20 protein-coding genes and 1 tRNA gene are annotated in these 17,931 nt (G+C 31.7%); 20 read left to right on the top strand and 1 reads right to left on the bottom strand.

Annotation, left to right across the window (positions count from 1 at the left end; translation table 11 throughout):
• The coding region (locus B4I81_RS04010) for a hypothetical protein (protein ID WP_291107903.1) at nt 1-188 on the top strand (188 nt) is incomplete at its 5' end.
• A 327-nt stretch (nt 189-515) separates the two neighbouring features.
• Here B4I81_RS04010 and B4I81_RS04005 read toward each other — a convergent pair.
• Nucleotides 516-1,655 (bottom strand): acyl-CoA dehydrogenase, encoded by a 1,140-nt coding sequence (locus tag B4I81_RS04005; RefSeq protein ID WP_291107900.1) that lies wholly within the window; start codon nt 1,653-1,655, stop codon nt 516-518.
• Between the two features lie 96 nt (nt 1,656-1,751).
• Here B4I81_RS04005 and B4I81_RS04000 point away from each other — a divergent pair, with 96 nt between their 5' ends.
• The 19 genes from B4I81_RS04000 to B4I81_RS03910 all read left to right on the top strand — a co-directional run.
• Nucleotides 1,752-2,819 carry an anhydro-N-acetylmuramic acid kinase gene (locus B4I81_RS04000; RefSeq protein ID WP_291107898.1) on the top strand — a complete coding sequence of 356 codons (1,068 nt, stop codon included), beginning with the start codon at nt 1,752-1,754 and terminating at the stop codon, nt 2,817-2,819.
• Between the two features lie 83 nt (nt 2,820-2,902).
• Nucleotides 2,903-4,129 (top strand): Glu/Leu/Phe/Val dehydrogenase dimerization domain-containing protein, encoded by a 1,227-nt coding sequence (locus B4I81_RS03995; RefSeq protein ID WP_291107896.1) that lies wholly within the window; start codon nt 2,903-2,905, stop codon nt 4,127-4,129.
• Nucleotides 4,130-4,140: 11 nt separating this feature from the next.
• Entirely contained in the window at nt 4,141-5,514 is a 1,374-nt protein-coding gene (gene nhaD, locus B4I81_RS03990; protein WP_291107893.1) for a sodium:proton antiporter NhaD, read from the top strand.
• 51 nt (nt 5,515-5,565) lie between these two features.
• Nucleotides 5,566-6,270 (top strand): MotA/TolQ/ExbB proton channel family protein, encoded by a 705-nt coding sequence (locus B4I81_RS03985; RefSeq protein ID WP_291107890.1) that lies wholly within the window; start codon nt 5,566-5,568, stop codon nt 6,268-6,270.
• Complete coding sequence (locus B4I81_RS03980; RefSeq protein ID WP_026726420.1) at nt 6,270-6,665, top strand: ExbD/TolR family protein; 396 nt, start codon at nt 6,270-6,272, stop codon at nt 6,663-6,665. Before B4I81_RS03985 ends, B4I81_RS03980 begins: the two co-directional genes overlap by 1 nt.
• A gap of 7 nt (nt 6,666-6,672) precedes the next feature.
• Nucleotides 6,673-7,482 (top strand): energy transducer TonB, encoded by an 810-nt coding sequence (locus B4I81_RS03975; RefSeq protein ID WP_291107886.1) that lies wholly within the window; start codon nt 6,673-6,675, stop codon nt 7,480-7,482.
• Between the two features lie 3 nt (nt 7,483-7,485).
• Complete coding sequence (locus B4I81_RS03970) at nt 7,486-7,899, top strand: hypothetical protein (protein WP_291107883.1); 414 nt, start codon at nt 7,486-7,488, stop codon at nt 7,897-7,899.
• A 113-nt stretch (nt 7,900-8,012) separates the two neighbouring features.
• Nucleotides 8,013-9,227 carry a bifunctional folylpolyglutamate synthase/dihydrofolate synthase gene (locus B4I81_RS03965; protein WP_291107880.1) on the top strand — a complete coding sequence of 405 codons (1,215 nt, stop codon included), beginning with the start codon at nt 8,013-8,015 and terminating at the stop codon, nt 9,225-9,227.
• A gap of 82 nt (nt 9,228-9,309) precedes the next feature.
• Nucleotides 9,310-9,384: transfer RNA gene (locus B4I81_RS03960), tRNA-Val, on the top strand.
• A 272-nt stretch (nt 9,385-9,656) separates the two neighbouring features.
• On the top strand, nt 9,657-10,910 hold the full coding sequence (locus tag B4I81_RS03955) for a site-specific integrase (protein ID WP_166237495.1): 1,254 nt from the start codon (nt 9,657-9,659) through the stop codon (nt 10,908-10,910).
• A gap of 133 nt (nt 10,911-11,043) precedes the next feature.
• Entirely contained in the window at nt 11,044-11,655 is a 612-nt protein-coding gene (locus B4I81_RS03950) for a TetR/AcrR family transcriptional regulator (RefSeq protein WP_166237496.1), read from the top strand.
• A gap of 3 nt (nt 11,656-11,658) precedes the next feature.
• Nucleotides 11,659-12,909 (top strand): TolC family protein, encoded by a 1,251-nt coding sequence (locus B4I81_RS03945; RefSeq protein ID WP_166237497.1) that lies wholly within the window; start codon nt 11,659-11,661, stop codon nt 12,907-12,909.
• Nucleotides 12,910-12,934: 25 nt separating this feature from the next.
• Nucleotides 12,935-13,816: an HlyD family secretion protein gene (locus B4I81_RS03940; RefSeq protein WP_171221814.1), complete on the top strand. Its 882-nt coding sequence runs from the start codon at nt 12,935-12,937 to the stop codon at nt 13,814-13,816.
• Between the two features lie 17 nt (nt 13,817-13,833).
• A complete protein-coding gene (locus B4I81_RS03935) occupies nt 13,834-14,274 on the top strand; it encodes a hypothetical protein (protein ID WP_291107868.1) in 441 nt (146 codons plus the stop codon).
• On the top strand, nt 14,271-14,558 hold the full coding sequence (locus B4I81_RS03930; protein WP_291107865.1) for a hypothetical protein: 288 nt from the start codon (nt 14,271-14,273) through the stop codon (nt 14,556-14,558). Before B4I81_RS03935 ends, B4I81_RS03930 begins: the two co-directional genes overlap by 4 nt.
• A complete protein-coding gene (locus tag B4I81_RS03925) occupies nt 14,558-15,454 on the top strand; it encodes an ABC transporter ATP-binding protein (protein WP_291107862.1) in 897 nt (298 codons plus the stop codon). Before B4I81_RS03930 ends, B4I81_RS03925 begins: the two co-directional genes overlap by 1 nt.
• An 8-nt stretch (nt 15,455-15,462) precedes the next feature.
• Nucleotides 15,463-16,197 (top strand): ABC transporter ATP-binding protein, encoded by a 735-nt coding sequence (locus B4I81_RS03920; protein WP_291107859.1) that lies wholly within the window; start codon nt 15,463-15,465, stop codon nt 16,195-16,197.
• Nucleotides 16,198-16,242: 45 nt separating this feature from the next.
• A complete protein-coding gene (locus tag B4I81_RS03915) occupies nt 16,243-17,349 on the top strand; it encodes an ABC transporter permease (RefSeq protein WP_112112172.1) in 1,107 nt (368 codons plus the stop codon).
• Between the two features lie 143 nt (nt 17,350-17,492).
• On the top strand, nt 17,493-17,931 hold a 439-nt coding region (locus tag B4I81_RS03910; protein ID WP_291107852.1), incomplete at its 3' end, for an ABC transporter permease.

The following is a 17,931-nucleotide window of genomic DNA, read 5'->3' as shown; positions in this document are numbered from 1 at the left end:
GAGAGTATGTCGCCGCCTTTCTTTTAGAAGCCCAGCTTGAAAAAGCTGGGCTTTCTTTTTTTATTGGTGTAGCATGTCGGCCTTTGGCCTCGATCCGCCGCCTTTCTTTTGAAAAGCCTGTCTATTTAGACAGGCTTTTTTGTTACCAATATATCGTCCCGATGGGACTAATAAACCACCTCAATTAGGTGGTTTTCTATTGTTTTATACTTCTTGATGGAACTTTTGATGGGTACGTTTATGAGCTATTTCGGTTAAAGCCTTTTAGCTTTAAAATATTATTAGTGTGTTTTTTTACCAATATTGTGTTACTACGATATTGGGAAAAGTATAAATCTCAACTAAAAACTAATTTCGCGTTAGGGATAGGAGCATTTGTTTGAGCTCTTAATTGGTTGCCTTCGAGAACCTCAGGCAACCAATTAAAGCGAGTGCGGATAGCCCGACCCTTAGGGAACGCCCATAAAAAAATCCGACTCTTTTGAAGTCGGATTTCTATTTATTTAAGGTTTTAATTATTTCACTAAACCTCTCGAAATAACAATTCTTTGAATTTCAGAAGTTCCTTCGTAAATCTGTGTGATTTTTGCATCACGCATCATTCTTTCTACATGGTATTCGCTTACGTAACCATTTCCACCGTGAATTTGTACGGCTTCATTAGCAACTTCTAATGCAATTTCTGAAGCGTATAATTTAGCCATAGCACCAGAATGTGCAATATCTTCACCGTTATCTTTTTCAGTTGCAGCTTTGTGAATTAACAATCTAGCACATGTAATTTTTACGTGCATATCTGCTAATTTGAAAGCAATAGCTTGATGATTGAAAATTGGTTTTCCGAAAGCAACACGCTCTTGTGAATATTTTAACGCTAATTCGTAAGCTCCTTGTGCAATACCTAAGGCTTGAGATGCAATTCCAATACGTCCTCCGTTTAAAGTTGACATAGCGAAAGCAAATCCAAATCCGTCAGCACCAATTCTATTTTCTTTTGGAACTTTTACATCGTTAAATAATAAAGTATGTGTGTCTGATCCACGGATTCCCATTTTTTTCTCTTTCGGACCTACTTCAAAACCTGGCATTCCTTTTTCCACGATAAGAACGTTGATTCCTTTGTGTCCTTTTGAAGCGTCGGTTTGAGCAATTACTAAATAAGTAGAAGCATTTCCACCATTCGTGATCCAGTTTTTAGTTCCATTTACTAAATAATGGTCGCCCATATCGATAGCGGTAGTTCTTTGCGAAGTGGCATCTGAACCAGCTTCTGGCTCTGATAAACAGAAAGCTCCAATTACTTCACCTTTTGCTAACGGAGTTAAATATTTTACTTTTTGTTCTTCCGAACCATATTTTTCTAAACCAGCACAAACTAATGAGTTGTTTACCGACATGATTACTGCTGCAGAAGCATCTACTTTTGCAATTTCTTCCATTGCTAAAACGTAAGATAAGCTATCTAATCCTGCACCTCCGTATTTTGGATCAACCATCATTCCTAAGAACCCAAGTTCACCCATCATTTTCACTTGTTCTGTTGGGAATTTTGAATGTTCATCTCTTTCAATAACTCCAGGTAATAATTCTGTTTGAGCAAAATCTCTAGCAGCTTGCTGAATCATTAAATGCTCTTCGGTTAATTTAAAATCCATATTATTTAGATGTAATGTTTGATTATTTTGTAATTTCAGGTACCAAATGTAAAGATTAATTACCAAATTTTCAATAACAATTTGTAATTTTAACCCATGTTTAAAGAAAACTACAACGTTATCGGAGTTATGTCGGGCACATCGTTAGATGGAGTCGATTTGGCTTATATAAAATTCAATAATTCAGGTCGTTGGACTTTCGAAATTTATCAATCCGAAACCATTTCGTATTCGGAAGAATGGATTAATAAATTGAAAAATGCGATTCATTTTAGAAAGTCAGAATTAGAAGAATTGAATGTCACTTATACAAAACTTTTAGCTTCGATAATTTCTGAATTTATTTCCAAGCATCAGCTGACCCAAATCGATGCTGTTTGTAGTCATGGTCATACAATTTTGCACCAACCTCAGAACGGATTTACACTTCAAATTGGTAATCTTCCTTTGATTCAAGATTTGTTGAATCAAACAATTGTTTGTGATTTTAGAGTTCAAGATGTACAATTAGGAGGTCAAGGTGCACCTTTGGTTCCAATTGGTGATGAACTACTTTTTTCGGAATATGATTATTGTTTGAACTTAGGTGGATTTTCGAATGTTTCCTTTAATGAAAATGGTAACAGAATTGCGTTTGATATTTCGCCTGTGAATACCGTTTTAAATTCCTATGCAAATGAATTAGGCTTTCCGTATGACGATGCTGGGAATTTTGCAAAATCTGGAAACATAAATCAAGATTTATTGCAACAATTGAATGATTTGGAATTCTATGCTTTGCCTTATCCAAAATCATTGGGAATGGAATTTGTAAACGCGAAAATTTTTCCTTTAATGAACTCGTATTCAATTGATGTAAAAGATAAACTTTGCACTTTTGTAGAACATATTGCTATTCAAATTGCAAATATTTGCTCAAAACCAAATGCAAAATTATTTATAACAGGAGGAGGCGCTTATAATCGATTTTTAATTGAGAGATTACGTAATTATTTACCTACAACAGAGTTGGTAATTCCAGATGATAAAACTATACAATTTAAAGAAGCACTGATTTTTGGATTTTTAGGTGTTTTACGATTAAGAAATGACATTAATGTTTTAGCTTCTGTAACAGGTGCTTCATATGACCATTCTTCGGGTAAAATTTATTTAAAAAAGTAATAATTATTCAAAAAAAACCTTTTTAAACTTTAGCTCTCAAGCCATATTCCGTATATTTGTATAACAAAAATTTAATCAACACAATGAAAGATTTATTAAAGAAATTTGAAGACAAACAGCCAGAAATAGTATTTAATTGGAAAGACTCTGAAACTGAGGCAGAAGGATGGACGGTAATCAACTCGTTACGAGGTGGTGCTGCAGGAGGAGGAACTCGTATGCGTAAGGGGTTAGATATGAATGAAGTGCTTTCATTGGCAAAGACTATGGAGGTTAAGTTTTCAGTTTCAGGACCAGCAATTGGTGGTGCTAAATCAGGAATTAATTTTGACCCAAACGATCCAAGAAAAAAAGGAGTTTTAGAAAGATGGTATAAAGCCGTTTCTCCATTATTGAAGAATTATTACGGAACTGGTGGTGATTTAAATGTGGACGAGATTCATGAGGTTATTCCTATGACTGAAGATTGCGGTGTTTGGCATCCGCAAGAAGGTGTTTTTAATGGTCACTTTAAACCAACAGAAGCTGATAAAATCAACAGAATTGGACAATTACGTCAAGGAGTTATTAAAGTTATTGAAAACCCAAATTTCTCTCCAGATGTTAATAGAAAATATACAATAGCCGATATGATAACGGGTTATGGTGTTGCCGAAGCGGCGCGTCATTATTATGACATTTATGGAGGAACAATTGTTGGTAAAAAGGCTATAGTTCAAGGTTTTGGAAACGTAGGTTCGGCAGCTGCTTTTTATTTAGCTCAAATGGGAGCAAAAGTGGTTGGAATCATTGATAGAGATGGTGGTGTTATTAATGAGAATGGATTTTCATTCGAAGAAATTAGAGATTTATTCCTTAAAAAAGATGGAAACAAATTGGTGGCCGATAATATGATACCTTTTGCTGAGATCAATGATAAAATTTGGTCAATTGGAGCTCAGGTTTTTGCGCCTTGTGCAGCATCCAGATTGGTTACAAAAGAACAAGTTGATAAAATGGTAGCTTCTGGATTAGAAGTGATTTCAAGTGGTGCCAATGTTCCGTTTGCTGATAAAGAAATCTTCTTTGGTCCAATTATGGAAGAAACAGATAAAAAAGTAAGCTTAATTCCTGACTTCATTGCTAACTGTGGAATGGCTAGAGTTTTTGCTTATTTCATGGAGAAAAAAGTACAAATGACAGATGAAGCTATTTTCTCAGATACTTCAAATAGAATCAAAAATGCAATTCAAAATGCTCATGCTATCAATTCTGATAAAAAGAATATTAGTGCTACTGCTTTTGAAATTGCTCTTAAACAACTCGTATAAAATTTTATATTATGGAAGCAATATTAATACTTCTGTTTGTTATAGGTTATTTATCTATAACTCTTGAACATCCTTTAAAATTAGACAAAACTGTTCCAGCGCTATTGATGGCAGCTTTAATGTGGGCTTTACTTTCAATTGGTTTTCATAAAGGTTGGTTTTCAGTAATTGATGGCTATGGTACTATTTTTAATATTAATGTTGGTGATGTTCATCAACAAGAACATGGCTTTGAAGGATTACTTTTACATCACGTAGGTAAAGTTGCTGAAATTTTAGTTTTTCTAATTGGCGCAATGACAATAGTAGAACTTATTGATTTGCACAGAGGTTTTGATGTGTTAAAGGACATGGTTAAAACAAGAAGTAAGATAAAGCTTTTATGGATAACAGGTGTTGTAGGTTTTTTATTGTCGGCAGTTATCGATAATCTTACGGCTACTATTGTTTTAATATCATTATTAAGAAAATTAATTCAAAATAGAGAAGAACGTATATGGTATGCATCTTTAATAGTTATAGCAACAAATGCTGGTGGGGCTTGGTCACCAATAGGTGATGTAACCACAACAATGCTTTGGATTGCTAAAAAAGTCTCTGCAGGAGGATTGTCTGAATATATTATAATTCCAGCCATAATCTGTTTTATAGTTCCTTATGCGTTGGCTTCTAGAATGAAAATTTTTAAGGGACAAATTGAAATTGACGAAAAATCTCATGAAGAAAGAGAACGTTTGTTAAGTAGCAAAACAATGCTTTGGTTAGGGTTAGGAGCGATTGTTTTTGTGCCTATATTTAAAACACTAACTCATTTACCGCCATACGTGGGAATGATGTTAAGTCTTGCTGTTGTTTGGATGGTTTCTGAATATATTCATCCAGAAGATAATTTTGACAAAAGTAGAAAGCATTTATATTCAGCTAATAAAGCGTTGTCTAGAATAGAGATTTCTAGTATACTATTTTTCTTAGGAATCCTAATGGCTGTTGCAGCTCTTGAAAGTTTAGTATTTGGTTCTATAAATGGACAAGAAGTAGGAACTTTAAGATACGCAGCAGAAAGTATTTCTAATGCAATTCCTAGTATGGATGTAGTGATTATTTTACTAGGTGCCTTATCCGCTGTAATTGATAATGTTCCATTAGTAGCTGCTTCTATGGGAATGTACACGTTTGAAATAGATCATCCAATTTGGCATTTTATTGCTTATTCTGCAGGAACTGGAGGAAGTATGTTAATTATCGGCTCTGCAGCGGGTGTTGCTGCTATGGGTATGGAAAAAATCGATTTCATTTGGTATCTTAAAAAAATAACTTGGTTAGCTTTTGCAGGTTTTATAGCAGGAGCATTAACTTTTTTGTTTATTGAACATTATATTAGATAACAATAATTAATTTTAAACTGCGTTTTAATTACAAATTAGATATATAATAATATGAGTTTATTTCTTCAAACGGATAGTTTAGCGGTTGCTAGTCAAGTAGTAGCAGACGAACAAGTAACAGAAAAAACATTATCAATCTGGAGTTTGCTTACCAGTGGAGGTATTGGTGGTCAAATTATTATGATTGTTTTATTCCTTCAACTTTTCTTTGCGTTGTTTTTGTATTTCGAACGTTTGATGGCTATTAATAAAGCGTCAAAAATCGATGCTAGTTTTATGAATAATATCAAAATGAATATTATGTCAGGTAAGCTAGATGCTGCAAAAATGTTATGCGCGCAAACCAATTCGCCTGTGGCACGATTAATTGAAAAAGGAATATCTCGTATTGGAAAACCTTTAGAAGACATCAATACAGCAATTGAAAATGCAGGTAACTTAGAGTTATATAAATTAGAGAAAAATACAAGTATGTTGGCTACCATTTCAGGAGCTGGACCAATGGTTGGTTTCCTTGGTACCGTTGTTGGTATGATTCTTGCTTTTCATGAAATGGCAAGTGGTGGTGGTCAAATTGAAGTAGGTGTTTTAGCGGAAGGTATTTACACGGCTATGACCACTACAGTTGTTGGATTAGTTGTTGGTATTATTGCTTATGTTGGTTATAACCATTTAGTTGTAAAAACGAATAAAGTAGTAAACCAAATGGAAGCCAATGCAGTTGATTTCTTAGATTTATTAAACGAGCCAGTATAATGAAGTTAGGTAAAACAAGAAATAAAGTTTCAACAGAATTCAATATGTCGTCAATGACCGACATAGTATTCTTGTTACTTATCTTTTTCATGCTAACTTCTACTATGGTAACTACTAATGCATTGGATATCGTTTTGCCGAAAGCTAAAGGGAAAACAGATAGTAATAAAAGTACATCGGTTAGTATTGATAAGGATTTGAACTTTTTTATAGATAAAGACAAAGTGAACGAAGCCGATTTAGAAAAGCAATTATTGGCTTTGTTTGCTAATTCTGAAAACAAGGCTATCGTGTTGCGTGCTGAAAAATCGGTTCCACATGAAAAAGTGGTTAAGGTAATGGAAATTGCATATCGTAATCAAATAAAAATGGTTATTGCGGTTAATCCTAAATAGTTAAATCATGAAATTTTTAGAAACACCAGAGGAAAAAAAATCATTCACAATAACTTCGGTTATTTTTGTGATACTTTTTTTGTTGTTTACTATTTTCGGATTGACCTATATGGATCCTCCGCCTGAAAACGGAATAGCTGTTAACTTTGGAACTAGCGATACGGGTAGTGGTGAAATACAACCAACAGAACCTGTGCAAATGTCGCCAGATCAAGCACAGTCAGAACCAGTGCCAGCTGAAGAAGATGATGTGTTAACTCAAGATGAAGAAGCGCCAATTACATTACCCAAAAAAGAAAAACCAAAACCCGTTACAAAACCTGCAGAAACCAAACCTGTTGTTAAACCAACAGAAACCAAACCAACAAAACCTAATAATAGTGCTTTAAATAGTATCATAAAAGGACCAAAGCAAGATGGAACTTCTCAGTCTGGTCACGGTGATGATGATGAAGGTGGTGATAAAGGAAATCCTAATGGGAGTTTATATGCTAATAGTTTTTATGGCGATGGTTCAGGAAGTGGAAATTCGTCAGGGAATGGTACAAGTTGGGGGCTTAAAAATAGAAGAATTTCTTCACCTGGAATTAAATCATTACAATGTGGTAATGAGTCTGGGAGGGTAGTTGTTGAAATTACTGTCAATAAAAATGGTTCAGTAATTAAGACCCAATATGCAAAAGGAACTACTAATACTACTCAATGTGTTTTAGAAGCAGCATACAAAACCGCAAGAACTTTTAAATGGCAACCTGATGCCAATGCACCCGAAACTCAAATTGGTTTTGTGGTAGTTAACTTTCAAGTTGGTGAGTAAAATATGAAAACATTTTATTTACTTTTTTTATTTTCGTTACTGTCTTTTGGTCAAAATTCAGGTAGTGATGGATATGGAAAAGGTGAAGCAGATTTACCTACGTATTCAAATAGTTTTTATGGAAATGGTACTGTTCTAAAAAATTTTCATTTAAACGGTCGAATAATAGAAAAAACGGATTTTGAGATTACTGGTATTAATTGTGATCAAGTAGGAAAAGTTGTTGTAAAAGTTAAAGTGAATAAAGAAGGAAGGGTAACAACTGCTGAAGTAACTAGAGGAACTACAAATACTGCTGCGTGTTTAGTTGTTCCAAGTATTGAAAAAGCAAAGTTATTTAAGTGGAAAGAAGATAAGAATGCTCCTGATGTTCAAATTGGTTATATAGTTTTTATTTTCACACAAGAAATCCCATAATTTTACTTTTTAACCCCGATAGCAATGAAAATCCAATGCGCTAGCATTGATTGTAATGGATAGCGGGAACATGGACGGCAAGAAAGCCCAAAACATTCGTTTCAAATATTAAAATGACCTACAAAGAAACTACAGATTGGATGTTTAGTCAGTTGCCTATGTTTCAAATGCAAGGCGCTTCGGCTTATAAAAAGGATTTGACCAATACGCATTTGTTGGTAGAGCATTTGAAGCATCCGGAAACTAAATTTAAATCGATTCATGTGGCAGGAACCAATGGAAAAGGTTCGACGTCGTCTATGATTGCTTCCATTCTTCAAGAGGCAGGATATAAAGTAGGGTTGTATACTTCGCCTCATTTAAAAGATTTTCGCGAAAGAATTCGTATTAATGGTGAAATGATTTCTGAAAATTTTGTGGTTGATTTTATTTCGGAAAATAAGTCGTTTTTTGAGGCTAATCAGTTGAGTTTTTTTGAAATGACCGTAGGTTTAGCCTTTGATTATTTTGCGAAGGAACGAGTAGATGTAGCAGTGATTGAAGTTGGGATGGGAGGAAGATTAGATTCTACCAATGTGATTACGCCTTTGGTTTCAGTGATTACGAATATTGGTTTTGATCATACGCAATTTTTAGGAGATACGTTGCCTAAAATAGCTGCTGAAAAAGCTGGAATTATTAAATCGAATATTCCAGTAGTTATTGGAGAATATTCAGAAGAAACAAAACCTGTTTTTTTAGATAAAGCGAGATTTGAAAATACTCCAATCTACTTTGCTAAAGATAACCCTGAAGTGACTTACGAATGTGCTTTGTTAGGAGATTATCAGGTTCATAATAAGAAAATAGTTCTTCAAGTTATAAAATTATTACAATCACAATTTAAAATAGAGGAAAATCATATTAAGTTAGGCTTGAAAAATGTAATTCAAAATACAGGTTTACTTGGTAGATGGCAAATTTTAAAACAAAAACCTTTTACGGTTTGTGATACAGCTCATAACAGTCACGGATTAAAAATAGTGTTGAATCAAATTCAAAAGCATTCTTTTGAAACGCTTCATGTAGTTTTAGGTGTTGTTAATGACAAAGATTTAGATTCCATTTTGCCCTTATTTCCAAAAAATGCAAAATATTATTTTTGTAAGCCTAATGTGCCAAGAGGCTTAGGTGCTGAAATTTTAAAACAAAAGGCAAGTGATTTTAGTTTGTTCGGGGAAGTATTTAATTCGGTATCAGAAGCTTATGGTGAAGCGGTTAATTCAGCGAAAGATTCTGATTTTATTTACATAGGTGGAAGTACTTTTGTGGTGGCAGAAATTGTGTAATTTTTTTTCAAAAACACTTGCAGATACAAATAATCCTTGTATATTTGCACTCGCAATACGGTAATAGTAAAGCAATTTATTGGGGCGATTAGCTCAGCTGGTTCAGAGCACCTCGTTTACACCGAGGGGGTCGGGGGTTCGAACCCCTCATCGCCCACACACTTAAAAACAAATGGTTTCAAAAGCCGATAAATCTTATGATTTATCGGCTTTTTGCTTTTGGACATATACCAAATTATTCATTCAATCTTAATGCTAAAGGGACAAAATCGAGACCCTAAAAATTTCTACAATTTTGGGTCTCGCTAAATTCTCTAAAGCACTGTAAACACCGTACTAACAACCAGTTTAATACTGGTTCAAAAGGTGTACATCTTGTTTACTAAATATTTAAAAATTAAATTGAATACTAATTAAAAGGTCACCACCATGAAAGCAAAAATTACTGTGCATATTTATGCAAAAACTTCAAAAGCTAACAAAAACGGTCAATTGCCAATTTATTTCAGGCTAACTGTAAACGGAGAACGTTTTGAATTCAGCACCAAGAAATTTATTGATAAATCAAAATGGTCCGCAGAACAATCAAAAATGAAAGGTAATTCAGAAGAAGCCAGAACAATAAATAACTATCTTGATTTAATGAAATCTAAAATTTTTGACATTCAGATGGAATTAATACACAAAAATGAAGATTTGACAATTGAAAATTTTAAATCAAAACTAACTGGAGCACAAGAACGTGAGCGAATGATCATTCCAATCTATCAAAGTCATAATGATAAAATTAAAGACCTAATTGGAAATGGTTATGCCTATGGAACTTTAGAACGATTTAAAATCTCATTAAAACACTTGCAGGAGTTTATCATTTGGAAATATAACATCAATGATATAAGCATCAATAAAATCGACTATGCCTTTGTAACCGAGTTTGAATTTTATTTAAGAAGTGTAAAAAAATGCAACAACAATACAGCTGTCAAATATGTTAGAAATTTTAGAAAAATCATTAAGATATGCCTGGACAATGATTGGTTAGATAAAGACCCTACTACTCGATATGAAGGTAAAATGAAAGAAGTTGAAAGAGACTTTTTGACTGAAGAGGAATTGTTGAAAATCTACAACAAGAAAATTTCATCACAAAGACTACAACTAGTTAGAGATATTTTCATTTTTTCTTGCTACACTGGTTTAGCCTACATTGATGTAAAAGGATTGAAAAAGGATCATATTGGTATAGGCATTGATGGAGAGAAATGGATTTTCAAAAACCGTCAAAAAACAGATACAAAATCAAAAATACCAGTTTTACCTATTGCCCAAGAAATTATTGAAAAATACAGTAATCACCCTAAATGCTTAAATGAAGATACTATTTTGCCAATCTTAACTAACCAAAAAATGAATGCTTATTTAAAAGAAATTGGCGATTTATGTGACATTCCAAAAGAAATAACGTTCCACATGGCTAGACACACATTTGCAACATCTGTAACTTTGACTAATGGTGTTCCTATTGAAACAGTTAGTAAAATGCTTGGCCATAAAAACCTACACACAACCCAACATTACGCAAAAGTTTTGGATAGAAAGGTTAGTGAGGATATGAAGATTTTAAAAGATAAATTTTCAATTTTAGACAATAATATATTGAAAAAATCTTCAGTCACAAGCTAAAAATTTCTAGTAATCAAGGCTATTTAAAGCTATTAAGACTTTATTATTTGTTAAAAAAAGCATAAATACTATTTTAGTAATTTTATTTTAGTAAATTTGTTAACCAAATGGTTAAACTATATAATTAAACAATATGAATAAAATTAAAACTGAAAATACAGAAACTGAAATATTAATAGCTGCAAAAGAAATATTTCAGCAAAAAGGAATGGCAGGTGCAAGAATGCAAGAAATAGCAGATAAAGCAAAAATTAATAAAGCATTATTACATTATTATTATAGAAGCAAACAATTATTATTTGAAGCTGTTTTCAAAAGTGCTTTTTCGCTTTTAGCACCACAATTAAATAAAGTGTTAAATGATGATAGTGACTTATTTGAAAAAATACGAAAGTTCACTGAAAATTATGTTTCGTTTGTAATCAAACATCCCTATTTACCAAATTTTGTAGTACAAGAATTAAATAAAAACCCAGAATTTGTTCAAAAGCTTCGCTCTGAAAAAAATTTTCCTTCCATTGAAAAATTTAAACTTCAAGTAAGTGATGCTATAAATCAAGGAATTATTAAACCAATCGAAGCCGAACAGTTATTTATCAATATTATCTCTTTAAATATTTTTCCTTTTATCGGAGAACCGCTATTGATGGCGCTTGTTAATGTGGATAAAGAAAGCTACAATAAAATACTAGAAAATAGAAAAACGGAAGTGGCTGAGTTTATCATTAATTCAATAAAAATATAAATTATGAAAACTAAGTTAATCATACTGATAGTATTGTTTATATCAATATATTCAAATGCACAACAGACTTTAACCTTGGAAGATTGTTACTCATTAGCTACAAAAAATTATCCTTTATCAAAACAAACAGGTTTATTAGAACAGAAATCAAGTTATGAAATTGACGCATTAAGCAAAGGAAAATTACCAAAAATCGATGTAAACGCACAAGCAACTTATCAATCTGATGTGATTGGATTACCTACTTCACTTCCAGGGGTTCAATCTTTAAATAAAGATCAATATAGAGCAACTTTAGATGTAAATCAATTAGTGTACAATGGTGGAATAATTGATGCAAATGCAAAATTAAAAGAGGCACAAACCAAAACACAACAACAACTAATAGAAGTTAGTTTATACCAAATAAAAACTCGAATCAGTCAATATTTCTTTTCTATTTTGTTACTTCAAGAAAAAAAAGCACTACTATCTTCAAAAAAAGAGTTATTAATTTCCAAAGTTAAGGAAGTGAAATCGGGAGTCAAATTTGGAGCAATTCTTCCGTCATCAGAACTGGTTTTAGAAGCAGAAATTATTAAAATAGACCAGCAATTAATAGAAATTAAATTCGAAAACATCAAATTATTAAATAATCTTTCTGAATTAACTTTTTCTGATATTGATACCGAAACAACTTTAATAAAACCAGTTTCATATCCAAACAGCACAAATATAACAAGGCCCGAAATTGCTTTTTATGACTTACAAAATCAGCAATTAGAGTTCTCGAAAAGTGTACTATCTAAATCAAATCTTCCAAAAATAAATGCTTTTGGTCAAGCGGGTTATGGTAATCCCGGATTAAACATGTTAGACAATTCTTTTCAAACATTTTATGTTGTCGGCCTAAAAGCGAATTGGAATATTTTTGATTGGGGCAAAACCAAAACAGATAAAAAAGCATTGGATATATCTAAAGAAATAGTGACATCTGAGAAAGAAACATTTGAATTAAATAACAAAATACAATTAGAAGAGCAAGATTTTGAAATTAAAAAATTAGAACAACTGTTGCTTTCTGATACCGAAATAATTCAAATACGTGAAAAAGTTATTAAATCCTCAGATGCTCAATTAAAAAATGGTGTGATAACATCGTCTGAATATCTTATAGAATTAACCAATTTATTTGAAGCAAAAAACACTTTAAAGATGCATGAAGTTCAATTAGCAGCAGCTAAATCAAATTACGAAATAATTAAAGGAAAATAAAATAGTACCCGAAAAATTTAAAAAAATGAAAAAAATAAGCATAATAATTTTAGCAACGATAGGGTTAATTTCTTGTAACAAAAATAACGACAAAGCTGACGGTTATGGGAATTTTGAAGCAACTGAAATAACTATTTCTTCAGAAGCTAACGGTAAAATAGAGTTTTTAAAAGTCGAAGAAGGAGATGAATTAAAATCTCAATTACAAGTAGGATTAGTTGATACATTACAATTACATTTTGCGAAACAACAATTAATTGCCTCTAAAAGCACCATATCGTCAAAATCCGCAAATGTAATATCGCAAAAAAGCGTCTTAAATGAACAATTAAAAACAGCTAAATTAGAGAAAAACCGAATCCGTAATATGTATTCTGAAAATGCTGCAACTAAACGACAAGTAGATGAAATTGAAGGAAAGGTAAAAGTTATCGAAGAGCAAATTAAAAGTGTCGGAACTCAAAATGCACCTATTTTAAATGACTTAAAATCGATAGATGTACAAATTGCTAGAATCAATGATCAAATAGCAAAAAGTAAAATTATTAACCCTATTAATGGAACTGTTTTAACTAAGTATGCTGAACCAGGCGAAATAACAGCATTTGGAAAACCACTATACAAGATAGCTGATATTTCTGAAATGACTTTGCGAATCTATGTAAGCGAAACACAGTTGTCAAAAATAAAAGTTGGACAAAATGTATCGGTAAAAATTGATGCTGAAAAAGATATGAAATCATATCAAGGAAATATTTCATGGATTGCATCTTCGGCAGAGTTTACTCCTAAAATTATTCAAACAAAAGAAGAACGAGTAAATCTCGTTTATGCCGTAAAGGTAAAAGTAAAAAATGATGGCAGACTAAAAATCGGAATGCCAGCAGAAATGTGGATTAAATATTAATTAAAAAATTACAAGAAATGTTAAAAATAAAAATTGCCTTTTTAGCTACAGTTGTATTACTCATTTTCTCTTGTAACACGAAATCAAAAGAAGAAAAAACTACTGAAATTAAAACTGAAGAACACCAACATTCTGAAAGCGAAACAATTCTATTAAACAATGGTGAAAAATGGAAGGTAGATGATAATATGATGATACACATTCGTAATATGGAAAAAGATGTAGTCCATTTTGACCAAGAAAAAAGCACTAATTATTCATTATTAGCTAATAAATTAAAGACAAATATTGATATACTAACATCAAATTGTACCATGAAAGGACAAGCTCATGACGAACTTCACAAATGGTTAGTTCCATATATAGAGTTAGTCGATTCGTTTTCTAAAGAAAAATCAGCAAATCAGTTTACAGAAATTCAAAATTCGTTTAAAACATTTAATCAATATTTCCAATGATTTTAAAAAACTTACATACCGAAAATAAACCCGTTCAAACACAATTATTATTTGAACCAAAAGACGCTAAAGTAATTTCATTGCAAATAGCAAAAGGTGAAACACTTAAAGAGTACGTTTCAAAAATACCTGCATTGTTAGTTTGCATTTCAGGAAATGCTGTTTTTACTGATGATAAAGGAACAGTCGTTAATCTCAATTCAGGCAATTATGTAATGATTGAAGAAAATGTAAAACACGCTGTAAAAGCAATCGATGAAAGTAATTTCTTATTGATGAAATAATGAGTATTGCAGTAAACAACATATCAAAATCTTACAAAAAGTTAAAAGCAGTCGAAAACATTACTTTTAATGTAAATGAGGGAGAATTATTTGGTTTAATTGGACCTGATGGTGCAGGGAAAACAACTATTTTCAGAATACTAACTACGCTTTTAGTTGCTAATGAAGGAAGTGCAGAAGTCGCTGGATATGATGTAGTCAAACAACTCAAAGAAATCAGAAACTCTGTTGGCTATATGCCAGGAAAATTCTCGCTATATCAAGATTTAACTGTTGAAGAAAACTTACATTTTTTTGCCACTATTTTTGGAACTACAATTGAGGAAAATTATGATTTAATTAAAGACATATACATTCAAATTGAACCATTCAAAGACAGAAGAGCAGGTGCTCTTTCGGGCGGTATGAAACAAAAATTAGCATTATGTTGTGCGTTAATTCATGCTCCAAAAGTATTATTTCTTGACGAACCAACTACAGGAGTTGATCCCGTTTCTCGAAAAGAATTTTGGATAATGTTAAAAAGATTACAACAAAAAGGCATTACAATATTAGTTTCAACACCCTATATGGATGAAGCTTCTCTTTGTGATAGAATTGCATTAATTCAAAAAGGCAAAATTTTAAAAATAGATACACCTCAAAATATCATTAACAACTACGAAAAAGTAATTTATGATGTACAAGCAAAAAACACACACGGATTGATTCACGATTTAAAAAATTATCCTAATCAATACAGTGTTTATGCTTTTGGTGAGTTTGTACATTACATAGATAAAAATGCAACTTTCAATCCAAATGATTTACAAACCTATTTGAAAAATAAAAATCACACGGATATAATTATTAAACCTGCTACAATAACCATTGAAGATGTTTTCATGGACTTATAAACAAAAAAATGGAAAGAGAAAAAATAATATCTGTAAAAAAATTAACGAAAGAGTTTGGTCATTTTACTGCAGTAAAAGGCATTTCATTTGATGTTTATAAAGGAGAAATTTTTGGGTTTCTAGGTGCCAATGGAGCAGGAAAAACAACAGCTATGAAAATGTTGATTGGAATTTCAAATCCTACTTCAGGTGAAGCCAATGTTGCAGGTTTTGATGTTCACTCACAAGCCGATATGGTAAAAAAAAGTATTGGTTATATGAGCCAAAAGTTCTCAATGTATGATGATTTAACTATTAAAGAAAACATTACTTTTTTTGGTGGAATTTATGGATTATCAAGAATTCAAATCAAACAAAAAATCGCACAATTAATAGAAGAATTAGAACTTCAAGAAGTAGCAAATAATTTAGTAGGTTCGTTACCATTGGGTTGGAAACAAAAATTGTCGTTTTCAGTTGCATTACTGCACGAGCCAAAAATTGTTTTTCTCGATGAGCCAACAGGAGGCGTTGACCCAATAACCCGAAGACAATTTTGGGAAATGATTTATACACAAGCTTATAAAGGTACTACCATTTTTGTAACCACACATTACATGGATGAAGCAGAATATTGTGACCGTGTTTCTATTATGGTTGACGGCTCTATTGAAGCTTTAGACACCCCAAAAAATTTAAAACAACAATTCAAAGTAGATTCTATGAATGATGTTTTTTTAAAATTAGCAAGGAATATAGAATAATAAATCACTACAACACTTGAAACTTAAACTAGAAACAAAAAACAAATGAAAAGATTTATCGGATTTGTAAAAAAAGAATTCTACCATATTTTCAGAGATAAACGTTCTTTGTTTATTCTGTTTGGTATGCCGATTGCCCAAATTTTATTGTTTGGTTTTGCCATAACAAATGAAATTAACAATGTTGACATTGCCATTTTAGACCAATCAAATGATATAGAAACACAAAAAATTATCTATAAAATAAAAGCATCACCCTATTTTAATGTTGAAAACCAAATTGAAAAAGAAAGCGACATAGAATCAGAATTTAAAAAAGGAAAAATCAAGGCAGTTCTTATTTTCGAACCAAATTTTAGTAAAAATTTAGAAACCAAAAAAGTAGCAGTAGTTCAAGCAATTACCGATGCGACCGAACCTAATGTTGCCAACACAATAGCAAATTATACCTCAGCAATTATACAAAATTATCAATCGCAAAAAAAACAATCCAATAGTAATCCGGTAAAGGTTGAAGTACAATCGAGAATGTTTTATAATCCTGAACTCAAAAGTGTTTTTAATTTTGTTCCAGGTGTAATGACCGTTATTCTAATGCTTGTTTCAGCTATGATGACCTCTATTTCTATCACACGAGAAAAAGAATTAGGCACTATGGAAATTCTTTTAGTTTCTCCATTAAAACCATTTCAAGTAATTATTGGAAAAGTATTTCCTTATATTTTTCTTTCAATTATCAATGCAATCGTAATATTAACATTAGGCTATTTTGTGTTCAAAATGCCTATAAATGGAAGCATCTTTTTGTTAGCTTTTGAAAGTATATTATTTATCATTTCTGCTCTTTCATTGGGGATATTAATTTCTACCGTTTCTAATTCTCAACAAACCGCAATGATGTTATCATTAATGGGTTTGATGCTACCAGTAATTATTCTATCAGGATTTATTTTTCCTATAAACAGTATGCCTTTACCCATGCAAGTAATCAGTAACATCATTCCTGCAAAATGGTTCATTATTATTGTAAAAGCCATTATGCTCAAGGGAGTCGGAATTCAATATATATGGAAAGAAACCCTTATATTAATTGGGATGACCGTATTTTTTATAACATTGAGCATCAAAAAATATAAAATTAGACTAGAATAAGAATAGTATCACTGTAAAGGTTTAAAAACAATCATTGGCATATAAAAATAAATTATGAAATCGCCATTAACAACAAGTTTGCGCAAGCAAACACCAATGAAAAAAGCGATACATATGCACCAAAAAACAAATAATATTTACATATGAAAACAATATTATTCATCATACAAAAAGAATTCAAGCAAATTTTTAGAGATAAAAGCATGCTTCAACTTATATTTATATTACCCATTTTGCAATTATTAATTTTGTCAAATGCAGCTACATTCGATGTTAAAAATATTGCAATAACCTTTGTTGACAATGACCAAAGTCGGGAATCAAGAGATTTAATAAATTCGTTTAAATCCTCAACCTATTTTAAAGTTACAGAACCCTATTTTTCTGAAAAAGAAGCTATCCAAGAAATGCAAAAAGGAAAAACCGACATTATTGTAAATATTCCAATTCACTTCAATCGGGACCTTCAAAAAGACCAAAAAACAAGTATTTCAGTAAGTATTAATGCTATAGATGCTGCAACAGCAGGTGTTGAAAATGTATATGTAACACAAATCATAAATACATACAATCAAAATATTC

Origin of the sequence: Flavobacterium sp. UBA6195, assembly GCF_002422095.1 — a bacterium.
Lineage (GTDB): Bacteria > Bacteroidota > Bacteroidia > Flavobacteriales > Flavobacteriaceae > Flavobacterium.
The sequence above is the reverse complement of the archived record's forward strand: the minus strand, read 5'-3'. Positions and strand labels throughout refer to the sequence as shown.